Source organism: Pseudomonas sp. P4_B4 (genome assembly GCF_056402255.1).
In genome coordinates this window covers 16,099-28,603 of sequence record NZ_JBFUHS010000025.1, presented here as the reverse complement: position 1 = coordinate 28,603, position 12,505 = coordinate 16,099, and the positions used below count along the sequence as shown (strand labels likewise).

Below are 12,505 nucleotides of genomic sequence, written 5' to 3'. Positions count from 1 at the left end.
ACTAGATCCCGAAATACGCGGCTTTGATTTGTGCTTTGTCCGCATCCCCAGGCCGACCGGTCAGGGACACGCGCCCTTCCTGGAAGCAATAGAAGCGGTCGCACACGCTCAGTGCCTGATTGATGTCCTGCTCGACGAGAATCACCGTGGTGCCGTCGGCCTTGATCGAGGGCAGCGCAGCGTAGATGTCCTTGATCGTCGTCGGCGCCAGGCCCAGGCTGATTTCGTCGCACAACAGCAAATGCGGATTGGCCATCAGGCCCCGGCCAATCGCAACCATCTGCTGCTGGCCGCCGGACAGCGCCGTGCCGGGGCGCTTGCGCAGTTTTTCCAACACCGGGAACAGTTGATAGATCCGCTTCAGCGTCCACGGTCCCGGCCGTTTGCTGTAGGCACCGATCAGCAGGTTTTCTTCGACGCTTAGCGACGGGAACAGCTTTCTGCCCTCCGGCACCAACGCGATACCGCGTTCCAGTACCTGATTGGCGGGCATGTCACCAATCGCCTGACCGTGGAAGGTGATGGCGCCGGACTGGTTCATGATCAGCCCGGCCAGCGAACGCAGGAACGTCGATTTTCCCGCGCCGTTGGAACCGATGATCGCCACGGTTTCACCGGCATCAAGGCTCAGGCTGATGTCGAACAACGCTTGAAAGTCGCCGTAACCGGCACAGAGTTTTTCAATGGTCAGCATGCGTCAGCTCCCGATGCCCATGTAGATGTCCTGGACCCGAGGATCCGCCATGACGCTGCGCGGCTCGCCTTCGGCCAGTTTGGCGCCGAAGTTGATCACCGTCAGACGGCTGACCACCGCCAGCAAGGCATGCACGATGTGCTCGATCCAGATGATGGCGACGCCAGACTTGTGGATGCCCTGAATGGTTTCCACCAGTGCCAGGCATTCCGGCTCAGTCAGGCCACCGGCGATTTCGTCGAGCAACAACAGGCGCGGCTGGGTCGACAAGGCCCGAGCCATTTCCAGGCGTTTGCGATCGAGCAAGGTCAGCGAACCGGCCAGCACGTTGGCCTTGCGCATCAGGCCGGTCAGTTCCAGCGTCTGCGCGCACCATTGGCTGGCCTCCTTGTCCGGCAGCCGCGCACCAAAGGTCGCGCCCACCAGCAGGTTCTCGAACACAGTCATTTTCACGAACGGATGCGGGATCTGGTGGGAACGGCCAATGCCTTGCTGGCAGCGCTTGAACACCGGTTCACGGGTGACGTTTCGGCCTTCGAAATGAATCGTGCCTTTGTCCGCCGCCACGCCACCGGCGATCAGGTTGAACAGCGTGCTTTTACCCGCGCCATTGGGACCGATGATGCCCAGCGCTTCACCCGGTTGCAGGGTCAGGTTGATTGCATCCGTGACCTTCACCGAGCCATAGCTTTTGTGTACATCGGTCATTTGCAGAAGTGGTTGTTGCATGGTGCACCCATGTCCTGTTGCGCGATCAATACGTAATGGCCTGCATCTCGCCGCCCAACGGAATCGCCGGTGCGGTGGCATTGCTGGTCACGATCAGGTCGTATTTATTGTCCTTGCCCAGGCGCCACTGGCCACTGACCAGAGGTGTCTTGGCGACGTTCTTCACCGGTCCACCGTTCCAGTTGATCGGGCCGACCACGGTGTTGAGGTTGGTCTTGAGCAAGGCATCGCGAACCGCATGAGCATCACCGACTTCTTCGGTGCGCTTGAGGATGTCCACCGCCAGTTCGAACAGCGCATGCACGAAGCCCAACGGTTGCGTCCATTGTTTGCCGGTGGCCTGGGTGAAACCCTGGGCCAGTTGCCCGGCACTGGCGCCAGTCAACGATGAGTTGAACGGGTGTGTCGGGCTCCACCAGATTTCGGTCGACAGGTTATTGCCGGCCTTGCCCAGCGCTTCGACGGCCGTTGGAAACAGCAGCGCCTTGCCCACCGACACCGCTTTGGGCTTGAAGCCCTGCTGGCGAGCCTGGGTCCAGAAGGTGCTCAAATCCGGTGGAATCACCACGCCGGTGACGATCTCGACGTCGGCCTTTTTGAACGCGGCGATTTGTGCTGAGAAATCGTCGGTCAGGCTTTGAAAGCGACCGGGGTCGACCAGTTGGAACCCTTTCTGCGCCAGCACCGGCGGGAAACCGAGCTTCTGATCGCCCCAGGCGTTGCCGTCGCCATCATTGGGAAAGAGCCCACCGACCACTTTGTTCGACGGCATTGCGCCCCACATCGAGCTGTAAGTGCCGATCACATCTTCCAGGCCCCAGAAGAAGTGGTAAGTCCACTCGAAACCTTGATCCGGCTTGCCGCCACGGGTGAAAAACCACGGCTGCCACGGGGCCACCGTAGAGATGCAGGGAATTTCGTTGATTTCGCATTGGTCGGACACCGGGTTGGTGGTTTCCGGGGTCGACGACACCAGCATCAGGTCGACTTGATCCGACAGAATCAGCTCGCTCGCCACCTCCGCCGCGCGGTTCGGGTTGGACTGGCTGTCCTTGACGATGACTTCCAGGCGATAAGCCTTGCCGGCCACGGTGATCGAGTTCTTCAGCACTTGCTTGAGCGATTCGATGATGTAGTTGTCGGCCGCCGCAAACGGCGCCAACGGCCCGGTCTGCGGGCTGACATAACCGAGTTTGATCACCCGCTCGCTGCCGATGGCAAAGTTGAACGGCAGGCTCGCCAGTGCCACGCCACCGGCGGCAACGCCGGTACTGCGCAGGAAATCACGGCGGGAGAAGTCGCGGCCAAACAGGTTTTTATCGTTGTTGTCTGTCATGTAAGTACTCCAAAAGCCTGGACGAACAGGGTCGCCACGTGTGGCCGGGCCATCACGCAGGGTCAGGGGTAAACCAGAGAAATCCGTTTAGAAGAAGAAACTGACGTCGAATGACGCGACCACTTGCGAATCCTTTTCGCCGTCGGCATAGGCATCGCGGCCGGGGCCCGAATGGATGTCGTAGCGCAGTTCCGGACGCAGGCGCACGTTGGGTGTCGGCGTCCAGGCCAGGTTGGTGGTCACGCCGTAGAAACTGCCCCAGGTCGGATCGGGAATGCCGGTGTGCGGGTCGATATTGGCCATCATCACGTGGACCGGGGCGTCGGTGTAGAACCACTCGGCGCGACTGTTCCACATCAGGTTTTCGCTGATTCGGTGATACAAGCTCACGTCCGTGCCATACCAGGTGGCGTCGTTTTTGTTGGCAAACCCGGCGAAAGCGCCCTGCTCCTGCTTGCCGTAGTTAAGCTCCAGCGCCACGCGATTGTTCGGATCGATGACCTGAGAAAGCGTCAGGTAAGACGCCAGGCGCTTGTAGTCGTCATCCTTGGTGCCCGCCGGCAGCGGCGAGCCACAACTGCATTCGGCGAAACTGTCGCCAGCGCCATTGCCGTAGATGTTTTCCCAGTCGATCCAGGTGCCGAAGTCTGCCGAGCGCCAACGCACGTTGGCGATCACGTCCGGCGAGTGATTGGGATCTTGCAGGTTGTTCCAGCCCTGGACCACGCCCAGCTCGAAGCCGAGCATGCTTTCGCCAGGTTTCGAAGGCAGTTTGAACGAGTACAGCGCACCGGCATGTTTGGCCGGGCCGTGCATGAATGAGTAAGTGTGCGAGTAAAAGTCAGTCGGTGCCGGGGATGGCAAGGCGAAACCGATTTCGTTTTCCAGCGGCGTGTGGAAAATCCCGATCATCAGATCCGATCCGCCGAGTACCGGGAAGTAAAAATCAGCGTACGCCTGGGCAATGGTCAACGCCGGATCTTCGGCCTTGTTGTTGCGGTTGGCGCTCAGGTCTTCGTCCCAGCCGTAGGTCTTGAAGAAGCGCGCGTCCTTGCCGTACAGCGCCGTGACGTTGAAACCCCAGTCAGCTTCTTGCGGCATCGCGCCGGGAAACGGTCCCACGCGGCCGATAACATTGCTCTTGGGTTTTTTCTCCACGGCCAGGGCGAACTGGTTGAGGTTCACACCTTCGTCCGTATTGAAGAAGCTTTGCTTGCTGACGTCATCCGTGCCGTTGTTGTTATAGATCACACCGGCCTGAGCCCAGCCGTAGACCTTGATCCCATGTTCGCGCTCAAGGCTGTCGCCGAACACACTGCGCACCAGCGACCCCATGGGATCGTCTGCGGCGCAAGCCATTGAGGGGAACAAAACGTTGGCACCCAGAACGGGTGCGAACAGGGCTGCTGCACAGCCCCATGCACGAATACTCATACCTGCCTTCCTTATTTTTATTAGGCGCCAATCCCCCGAAGGGGCATGTGGCCGAAAGCAAGGTATGACGTCTTGATGAGCCCTGGCCCGGGCTCCACTCGATCGTTGGCGGATCGTGGTGTTCGGCGTAATGGAGGCTACAAGTCCACCACTGCACCAACAATTCCATTCTCGGCGACATCAGTGTTCGCGTATTCAGAACAATGCAGGTCTTTGTGGGAGCGAGCCTGCTCGCGATGAGGGTATTAGTTTCAACATCATTGTTGACTGATCCACCGCTTTCGCGAGCAGGCTCGCTCCCACAGGTCTATTGGTGAACTGCAGATGTGCGGTTATTCAGGCGGATCGAGCTGATCCAGCGCCCGGTTCACCGCCAGTTCACCGAGCATGATCACCTGCGCAATGCCGAGCAGCGCATTGCGGCTGGTTCCTTGCAGATGATCCACCAGATCGGTGGCCATGACATTGGCCGACGCCAGCGATTCACAGGCATGCACCAGTAAGGTCTCGACATTGAGTTCGGGATTGACGATGAACATGGAACTGAGTTTACGCGGCGTGGCCATGATGCCGGGACCGGGGTTGAGGTAATGATCGAGGGCGCGCTCGGCGGCTTCGTGGAGTTTTTGGGAGTCGAGGCTTTCGTACGGGGATGTCGGATCGGTGTCCGGCGGGTTGGGTGTGACTTTGAACATAGTGAAACTCCATATGTGATAAATGGAGCCATCACTCTCGCTACCAAACGATGGGTGGTGGCCATACGAAGGTTGGTAGACCGGCCCACATGGAAAAACCGGCGCGCCCGAGAGCGCCCTACGCATGGCCACCATTAAAACAATTGCCAAAAAGGCGCCTGTCCATAGGTGATGCTACGCGTATGTGGAAAACGGGCTACCAAACCCGATCGCTGCTGTTTTGCAGCGACCGGACAACGATAAAACCCGCCCCCAAGACGCACAAGCCGGCGGATTCTGGCGTAGCTGTAGGCAATGACGCAAGCCGTTGTAGCTTGCGGGAAGTAACGCTGACAGCCGTTAAACACACCTCAATCGTAAGCTGCAAATACAAAAAAACTGTGGGAGCGAGCCTGCTCGCGAAGGCGGTGGGTCAGCCGACATCAATGTTGACTGCGCCACCGTATTCGCGAGCAGGCTCGCTCCCACAGGAGTTGGGGTGTTAATCAGGCATTGGTGGTCAGTGGATAGAGCTTGTCATCAAACTCCGCCAACTTCGGAAACACCAGCGGCTGGTCATCACTCAGATGCTGCAAACGCTGGCTGTAATCAACCAGAAATTGCTGGCGCGCCTCTTCACTGATGTACGGCACATGCCAGGCCACGAACGGTTCCAGCACATCGAACCCTACGTACGCCAACGTGCCACGCAAGATCGGTCGCAGCATGTCCTCCAGCGGTCCATGAATCGCGCCTTCGCCAAACATGTGCTCACGACCACCCAGGGTCACTGTCACCAGCGCCTTCTTGCCGGCCAGACCGCCCTGATCGTAGAAGCGCTTGCCGCCATAGCAGATGCCCGACACCAGCACCCGGTCGATCCAGCCCTTGAGCATCGCCGGGGCAGAGAACCAGAAGATCGGAAAGTTGAGGATCAGCAGATCGGCCCACAGCAGCTTGTCCAGCTCCGCCTGGATGTCCGGCGCCAGTGACTGGCTCTTCACGCCCAAGCGTTGCTCCAGGGCATAGACCAGGTACTCGGGGTTTTCCCGACTCGAGAAGTCCGCGTCGCTGGCCACCGGGTTCCAGTTCATTTTGTACAGGTCGCTGACCTGCAATTCATGGCCCTGGGCTTCGAGGGTGGTGACGGCCTGGTCACGCAGGGCGGCGGTGAAGGATTGCGGCTCCGGGTGAGCGTGGACGATCAGTACTTTCATGGTGGTTCCTTAGATTTGTTCCAGCGTATCGATTGAAGGTGTGGAGTAGCAACATCGTGGGTGATGAACAGTTTGAGTCGCCAACCGTCACACCTGGATCGCCTTCACTTCGACGAACTCGTTCAGCCCCTCCTCACCCCATTCGCGACCGTTACCCGATTGTTTGTAGCCACCGAACGGCGCCTGATAATTGAACGCCGCGCCATTGAGGAAGCACTGACCGGCGCGCATCTGCCGCCCCAGGTGCAAGGCGCGCTCGGCACTGCCGGCCCAGACGCCGCTGGACAGGCCGAACGGCGAGTCGTTGGCGATCTGGATCGCTTGCGCCTCATCGGTGTAGGGAATCAGGCACAGCACCGGGCCGAAGATTTCTTCCTGGGCGATGCGCATGCGGTTATCGACGTCCGCGAACAGCGTCGGGCTGACATAGAAGCCGCGCCCCGGCATGTCACCGCCGCACAGCAGCCGTGCGCCTTCCTGCTGGCCGACCTTGATGTAGTCGAGCACGGTGCGTTTTTGCCCGGCCGAACACATCGGGCCGAGGAAGCTTTGCGGATCAAGGGGATCACCCATGCGCAGGCTCAAGGTTTCCGCCAACGCCAGTTCCACGGCTTCGGCGTAGCGGCTGGCCGGCAGCAGCATGCGGGTCAGTGCGGTGCAGGTCTGGCCGGAGTTGATCATCACGTCCTGCACGCCGTAGCGCACGGCCGCTGCCAGGTCGGCATCCTCGGCGATCAGCAACGGCGACTTGCCGCCCAGTTCCAGGCACACGCGCTTGACCGATGGCGCCGCCGCCTGGGCGACGCGAACGCCGGCACCGGTGGAGCCGGTAAACGACACCATGTCCACGTCCGGGTGCTTGGCCAGCGCCTCGCCGACTTTCGAGCCCGGCCCGCTGACCAGGTTGAACACACCGGCCGGCAGACCGATGTCTTCGATCATCTGCGCCAGCAAGAAGGCATGCAGCGGGGTTTCCTGACTCGGCTTGACCACCACCGTGCAACCGGCGGCCAGTGCCGGGGCCAGTTTGCCGATCAACTGGTGCAGCGGGTAATTCCACGGATTGATGAACGCGCAGACGCCCACGGCCTCGCGGATCACCAGCGAGTTGCCGATTTCGCGCACTTCGTCCATGAGATGAGCCAGTTCGACGTACTGCTCAAGGCCGATGATCGGTCCGTCGACCTGCACCGAGCGGCACCATTGCACCGGCATGCCCAATTCAGTGGTGATGACCGCGGCCATCTCATCGGCACGATTGCGCAGTTGATCGGCCAGTGCACGGATATAACCGGCACGCACGCTGGACGGTGTACGCGACCATGTATCGAACGCCCGGCGTGCAGCCGCCACGGCGTTTTCGACATCAAGTTCATCACCCAGCGGAACACTGCCGCACACTTGCTCGGTGGCCGGGTTGATCACCTCGGCGATACCCTGCCCCGACGGGTTTCGCCAGCGGCCATCAATAAACAGTGTCTTGTGATTAAGCATGAACCTGGGCCTCCATCAATTCTTGAGCACAACGGGCGATGCGCTGGCAGGCATCGCGCAGCGGTTCGGCGCCGACCACCAGACCGAGGCGAATATGCCCCGCCGCGCTAGGACCAAAGGCCTCGCCCGCCAAGACCGACACGCCGTGGCGATCCAGCAGACGATCGGCAAACGCCTGGGCGCTGAGCCCGGTCTGGCGGATATCGAGCATCACGAACATCCCGCCATCGGGTTTCAACGGCCGCACACCGGGGCAATCGGCCAGGCTGTCGCACACCAGGTCGCGACGCTGGCGATAGGCTTCGCGCATGGCTTCGAGTTCCGGCAGGTTGCTTTCCAGGGCCACCACGGCAGCGTCCTGAATGAAATCCGGCGAGCCGTAGAGCATGCACAACGCGAGGTTTTCCAGGTGCGCGGCCAGGGATGGCGGCGCCACCACCCAGCCGACGCGCCAGCCGGTCATGGCGTGGGATTTCGACAGGCTGTTGAGGGTCGCGGTGCGCTCGGCCATGCCCGGCAGGCTCGCCGGGCTGACGTGCTCACCTTCGAACAGCAATTCGCTGTAGACCTCATCGGAAATCAGCCACAGGTCGTGGCCGATGCACAACTCAGCCAAAGCAGCCCAGGTGCTGCGCGGCAGGCTCGCGCCGGACGGGTTGTGCGGGCTGTTCAGTGCCAGTGCCCGGGTGCGCGGGGTGATGCGCGCGGCGACATCTTCGGGCAGCACACGGAAACCGTTTTCCGAGCGCACTGGCACCGGCACCACCACGGCGCCGCAAGCACCGAATACCGCTTCGTAGGTGACGTACATCGGTTCGGCAACGATCACCTCGTCACCCGGATTGAGCACGCATTGGGCCACGCTGAACAGCGCACATTGCGCCCCGGCCAGCACGGTGACCTGATCCGCCGAAACGGATTGGCCGCTGCGCTGTTGATGACGCTTGGCGATGGCTTCACGCAGGGCACGCTTGCCGCGCACCTCGGCATAGTGAGTGTTGCCGCTCAGCAGGCTGTCGATGGCGCCCTGCACGATGGGCTGTGGCGTGTCGAAATCCGGATCGCCCACGGACAACAGCAGAATGTCTTCACCCTGCTCGCGCTTTGCCAGGGCGCGGTAGTGGATGTCCCACGCGGCGGCGCCGTCGCCGGCGATACGTTGAGTCAGATCGGAAAAGCGCATGGCTTCATCCCCTTAAAATGCAGATCAATGCGCACAGGCATGCTTGAGTTCGATCAGGGTCACGCCGTTACGCTTGAAGCCTTGGCGCAAGTCGGCCTGCAACTCGGCCAGGCTTTGCGGCTGGGTCACGGTGCAGCCGAACGCACGAGCGAGGGCGGCGAAATCCGGGTTGCGTGGCAACACGCCGATAGGCTCGATGTCGAGGCCGAGCATGTCATCGCGAATCTGCCCCAGGGCGTCGTTGTTCCACAGCAGCACCACCAGCGGGCTGTCCAGCTCTTCAACAGCCGTAGCCAGTTCCTGGGCTGTGTAGAGGAAACCACCGTCGCCCACCAGCACCAGACCCGGCCGCTGCGGCGCGCCGAACTTGGCGCCGATCCCGGCCGGCAGGCCATAACCCAAGGTGCCGTAGCCGGTCGGGTGCAACCAGCTGCGAATGGCCAGGCTGTCGAAGGCGTAGTTGCCGGTGTAGGCCAGTTGGGTCATGTCAGTGCTGATGAACGCGTTGTCCGGCAGCTCGGCGGCGATACGGTCGAGAATCGATTGATGGATCGACTGCAACGGGCCATGGCTGGCCTTGACCGCTTCACGCAGGGCGGCGACCGAGGCAATCGCAGCACTGGCATCGCGCACATCAGACGGCAGACGCTCAAGCAAACCACTGAGGGTTTGTTGTGCGTCGCCATGCAACGCCACGGCGCATGGGTAGAAGTCGTTGAACTTGCGTGGGTCGATGTCCACCCGCAGCAGTTCGCCATTGAGCGGCAGGCGTTCGCGCCAGAAGTCGGTGTCGGCCATTTCGGTGCCGACCGCCAGCACCACGTCGGCCTCGGCGATCAGGTTCCAGCCCGGTTCCACACACAGGGATGAACCAGCGCTCAACGGTGCATCCGGCGGCAGCAGGCCCTTGCCGGCAACGCTGGTGAACAGTGGCGCGGCCAGCCGGGTGCTGATTTCTTGCAGTTCAGAGGTGGCATTGAGCGCACCACCACCGGCGATGATCATCGGTCGCTTGGCAGCCTTGAGTCTGGCCACGGCTTGATCGATGGCGGTGGCGGATGCCGGACCGCGACCCGGACGACGCACCACTTCATTGCTCCAGTCACGGGCAATCGGTGCCGACAGCACGTCCAGCGGCACCGAAATGTGCACCGGGCGCGGGCGCTCGCTGTCGAACACCGCGTAGGCACGGGCGATCAGTTCCGGCAGGTCTTCGGCGGTCAGCGCCACGGCGGAGAACGCAGTGATCGGCGCGGTCATCGCCCGTTGATCCTGGCACTCGTGCAGGCTGCCCCAGCCCTTGCCCAGGCTGGCGCTGTGGTTGACGCTGGAAATCACCAGCATCGGAATCGAGTCGGCGTAGGCCTGGCCGATGCCGGTGGCGGCGTTGGTCACGCCGGGGCCGGTGATGACGAAGCACACGCCGGGTTTGCCGCTGACCCGGGCATAACCGTCGGCCATGAAACTGGCGCCCTGCTCATGGCGGGTCAGCACGTGGCGAATGCCACTGCCGGGCAAGCCGCGATACAGCTCCAGGGTGTGTACGCCGGGGATGCCGAACACAGTATCGACGCCGTAGTTGGCCAACAGACGCACCAGGGCCTGGCCACCGGTCAATGTTTTGCTTTGCATATTCATGTCCTCACTCGTGGCCGAGGCGAATCAACGCATCGACCGCGGTCGTGCCATGGGCACCGACCAACAATGGGTTCACATCGAGTTCCAGCAATTGCGCGGCGTTTTCGCAGGCGTAATCGGCGACGGCGCGAATCGCGGCCACCAAGGCGTCCAGGTCAGCAGACTCGCGACCACGGAAACCTTGCAGCAACGGTGCGCTGCGCAGGCTGAGCAAGGCATTGCGGATGGCACCGTCGGTGGTCGGCAGCAACAGGCTGCGACTGTCCTTGAGCAGCTCCACCAGAATGCCGCCGGCACCGATCACCAGCGCGAGGCCGAAATCGTTTTCGCGCTTGATGCCGACAATCAGCTCAGCCAGTGGCGGTTTGGCCATCGGTTCCAGCAACAGTTGATCGAATGGAACGCCCGGTGCATAAGCGGCAATGCTGGCGCGCATCTTCTCCAGTGCAGCGCTTACCGCTGCGCCATCCTTGAGATTGAGCGCCACGGCGCCGGCCTCGGTCTTGTGCGGTAGCTGTGCGCTTACCGCTTTCAATACCAGCGGATAGCCCAGTGATTCGGCGTCCTTCAGGGCTTGGCTCGGGGTGCTCAATACGCCGTTTGGCGTCGGCAGACAGAAAGCTCTCAAGGCCTGCTTGGAGTCCCATTCATTGAGCAAACGTCCCTCACCTTCCAGCGCTTGCGGGCACAATGGCACCAACGCCGATTCGCCCAGCGCCAGCAAGGCCTGGCGATTGCACTGATAACCGGCGATGCGGCCCCACGCGGCCAACCCGTCTTCAACGCCCTGCAACGCCGCAACACCTTGCGCGTGCAGACGCTCACGGGCATGGGCCGGCAGCAACTCCGGGAAGGCCGAGGTGACGAAGCCGGTCTTGCCGTGGCGTTGCAGTGCCGCGCAGTACAACTCCAGCAGCAGGTCGCATTCCTTGCGCTCGCCGGTGAACTCCGACGGGTAGTCGAGCACCAGCATCGCCGCGTCGGCTTCGGTGCGCAGCGCGCTGTCGAGCATGCGGTTCAAGGCTTCGCCGTCGCCCCAGATCGCCGTGGTGAAATCCAGCGGATTGACCAGGTTGGCGTAGCTCGGCAGCACTTGCGCGAGTTCGCCGACCTGTCCTTGATCGAGTTTCGGCAGGCCCAGGTCGTTGCGTTCGGCGTAGTCGGCAATCAGCCCGGCATCGCCACCGGAACAGGCCAGCGCGATCAGGCTGTTGCCCGCCGGCAGGTTGCCGCAGGCGGCGGCCTTGAGGGTTTCGACAAAACTCACCGGGCCGCTGACGCGAATCACCCCGAGACGGTCGAACAGCGCGTCGTACAGCGCATCGGAGCCGGAAAGCGAACTGGTGTGACTCAGGGCCAGTTCGGCGCCGATCTGCGACACGCCGGTTTTCAGGGCAATGATCGGGATGCCCTTCTCCAGCGCCTTGTGCGCGGCGCGGGCAAAACCCGGCACGTTCTTCAGGCCTTCGAGGTGCAGGCCGATGGCGGTGACGCGCGGCTCGTCGAGCAACACGTCCATCAGCTCAGCCACGCACAGTTGCGCCTGATTGCCCACCGAAGCCATGTAGGCCACCGGCAGCGAGCGGTCGCTCATGGACAGGTTGTAGGCGAAGTTGCCGCTCTGGGTCAGCACCGCCACGCCCTTCTCCACCGCTTTGCCGCCATGGGCCACCGGCCACAGCGCGGAGCTGTGCAGGTAGTCGAGCAGGCCGTAGCAGTTGGGGCCGAGCAAGGCCATGTCGCCTGCGGCTTCCAGCAGTTTTTGTTGCAGTGCCTGCCCCTCGGCGCCGGTCTCGGCGAAACCTGATGCGTAGCAGATCGCGCCGCCCGCGCCGATGGCGGCCAGTTCGGCGACGCAGGTCAGGGTCAGTTCGCGGTTGGTGGCGATGAATACCGCGTCCGGGCCGCAAGGCAGCTCGGCAACGCTGCGCACGCACGGCACACCTTCAAGGCTGTCGTGCTGCGGATTGACCAGCCACATTTGCCCTTGGTAGCCGCCCTCGGCACAGCGCTTGAGGGCGCGGGCCATGCTGCGGCCGCCGACGAACGCCACGTGTTGCGGCGCGAGCATGCGTTTGAGGTTGTCACGAATGGTTTTGGACATGG

10 protein-coding genes are annotated in these 12,505 nt (G+C 62.0%); all 10 read right to left on the bottom strand.

Annotated features, from left to right (window positions below):
- Nucleotide 1: 1 nt before the first annotated feature.
- The 10 genes from AC1DVE_RS23120 to AC1DVE_RS23075 all read right to left on the bottom strand — a co-directional run bounded on the left by AC1DVE_RS23120 (nucleotide 2) and on the right by AC1DVE_RS23075 (nucleotide 12,503).
- Complete coding sequence (locus AC1DVE_RS23120; protein ID WP_223533671.1) at nucleotides 2–694, bottom strand: ABC transporter ATP-binding protein; 693 nt, start codon at nucleotides 692–694, stop codon at nucleotides 2–4.
- 3 nt (nucleotides 695–697) lie between these two features.
- On the bottom strand, nucleotides 698–1,423 hold the full coding sequence (locus AC1DVE_RS23115; RefSeq protein ID WP_223533670.1) for an ABC transporter ATP-binding protein: 726 nt from the start codon (nucleotides 1,421–1,423) through the stop codon (nucleotides 698–700).
- Between the two features lie 25 nt (nucleotides 1,424–1,448).
- On the bottom strand, nucleotides 1,449–2,759 hold the full coding sequence (locus AC1DVE_RS23110; protein WP_223533669.1) for an ABC transporter substrate-binding protein: 1,311 nt from the start codon (nucleotides 2,757–2,759) through the stop codon (nucleotides 1,449–1,451).
- Nucleotides 2,760–2,846: 87 nt separating this feature from the next.
- The gene (locus AC1DVE_RS23105; protein ID WP_223543155.1) at nucleotides 2,847–4,193 is read right to left on the bottom strand and encodes an outer membrane beta-barrel protein; all 1,347 of its coding nucleotides are present in this window, start codon (nucleotides 4,191–4,193) and stop codon (nucleotides 2,847–2,849) included.
- A 332-nt stretch (nucleotides 4,194–4,525) separates the two neighbouring features.
- Nucleotides 4,526–4,888 (bottom strand): DUF6124 family protein, encoded by a 363-nt coding sequence (locus AC1DVE_RS23100; RefSeq protein WP_223461217.1) that lies wholly within the window; start codon nucleotides 4,886–4,888, stop codon nucleotides 4,526–4,528.
- 485 nt (nucleotides 4,889–5,373) lie between these two features.
- Nucleotides 5,374–6,084, bottom strand: coding sequence for an NAD(P)H-dependent oxidoreductase (locus AC1DVE_RS23095; RefSeq protein ID WP_477784240.1), 711 nt, complete (start codon nucleotides 6,082–6,084; stop codon nucleotides 5,374–5,376).
- Nucleotides 6,085–6,171: 87 nt separating this feature from the next.
- Nucleotides 6,172–7,578: an aldehyde dehydrogenase family protein gene (locus AC1DVE_RS23090; RefSeq protein ID WP_223461214.1), complete on the bottom strand. Its 1,407-nt coding sequence runs from the start codon at nucleotides 7,576–7,578 to the stop codon at nucleotides 6,172–6,174.
- Nucleotides 7,571–8,761, bottom strand: coding sequence for a pyridoxal phosphate-dependent aminotransferase (locus AC1DVE_RS23085; protein WP_223461213.1), 1,191 nt, complete (start codon nucleotides 8,759–8,761; stop codon nucleotides 7,571–7,573). Before AC1DVE_RS23085 ends, AC1DVE_RS23090 begins: the two co-directional genes overlap by 8 nt.
- Nucleotides 8,762–8,785: 24 nt before the next feature.
- Nucleotides 8,786–10,393, bottom strand: a complete 1,608-nt coding sequence (locus AC1DVE_RS23080; RefSeq protein WP_223461262.1) for a 5-guanidino-2-oxopentanoate decarboxylase — start codon at nucleotides 10,391–10,393, stop codon at nucleotides 8,786–8,788.
- Between the two features lie 10 nt (nucleotides 10,394–10,403).
- Nucleotides 10,404–12,503 carry an acetate--CoA ligase family protein gene (locus AC1DVE_RS23075; RefSeq protein ID WP_223461211.1) on the bottom strand — a complete coding sequence of 700 codons (2,100 nt, stop codon included), beginning with the start codon at nucleotides 12,501–12,503 and terminating at the stop codon, nucleotides 10,404–10,406.
- Nucleotides 12,504–12,505: the final 2 nt, after the last annotated feature.

What these genes read in the sequence shown, in the direction of transcription:
- AC1DVE_RS23085 (WP_223461213.1), bottom strand. Translation starts at nt 8,761, where the DNA reads ATGCGCTTTTCCGATCTGACTCAACGTATCGCCGGCGACGGCGCCGCC.
- AC1DVE_RS23080 (WP_223461262.1), bottom strand. Translation starts at nt 10,393, where the DNA reads ATGCAAAGCAAAACATTGACCGGTGGCCAGGCCCTGGTGCGTCTGTTG.
- AC1DVE_RS23120 (WP_223533671.1), bottom strand. Translation starts at nt 694, where the DNA reads ATGCTGACCATTGAAAAACTCTGTGCCGGTTACGGCGACTTTCAAGCG.
- AC1DVE_RS23105 (WP_223543155.1), bottom strand. Translation starts at nt 4,193, where the DNA reads ATGAGTATTCGTGCATGGGGCTGTGCAGCAGCCCTGTTCGCACCCGTT.
- AC1DVE_RS23115 (WP_223533670.1), bottom strand. Translation starts at nt 1,423, where the DNA reads ATGCAACAACCACTTCTGCAAATGACCGATGTACACAAAAGCTATGGC.
- AC1DVE_RS23090 (WP_223461214.1), bottom strand. Translation starts at nt 7,578, where the DNA reads ATGCTTAATCACAAGACACTGTTTATTGATGGCCGCTGGCGAAACCCG.
- AC1DVE_RS23095 (WP_477784240.1), bottom strand. Translation starts at nt 6,084, where the DNA reads ATGAAAGTACTGATCGTCCACGCTCACCCGGAGCCGCAATCCTTCACC.
- AC1DVE_RS23075 (WP_223461211.1), bottom strand. Translation starts at nt 12,503, where the DNA reads ATGTCCAAAACCATTCGTGACAACCTCAAACGCATGCTCGCGCCGCAA.
- AC1DVE_RS23100 (WP_223461217.1), bottom strand. Translation starts at nt 4,888, where the DNA reads ATGTTCAAAGTCACACCCAACCCGCCGGACACCGATCCGACATCCCCG.
- AC1DVE_RS23110 (WP_223533669.1), bottom strand. Translation starts at nt 2,759, where the DNA reads ATGACAGACAACAACGATAAAAACCTGTTTGGCCGCGACTTCTCCCGC.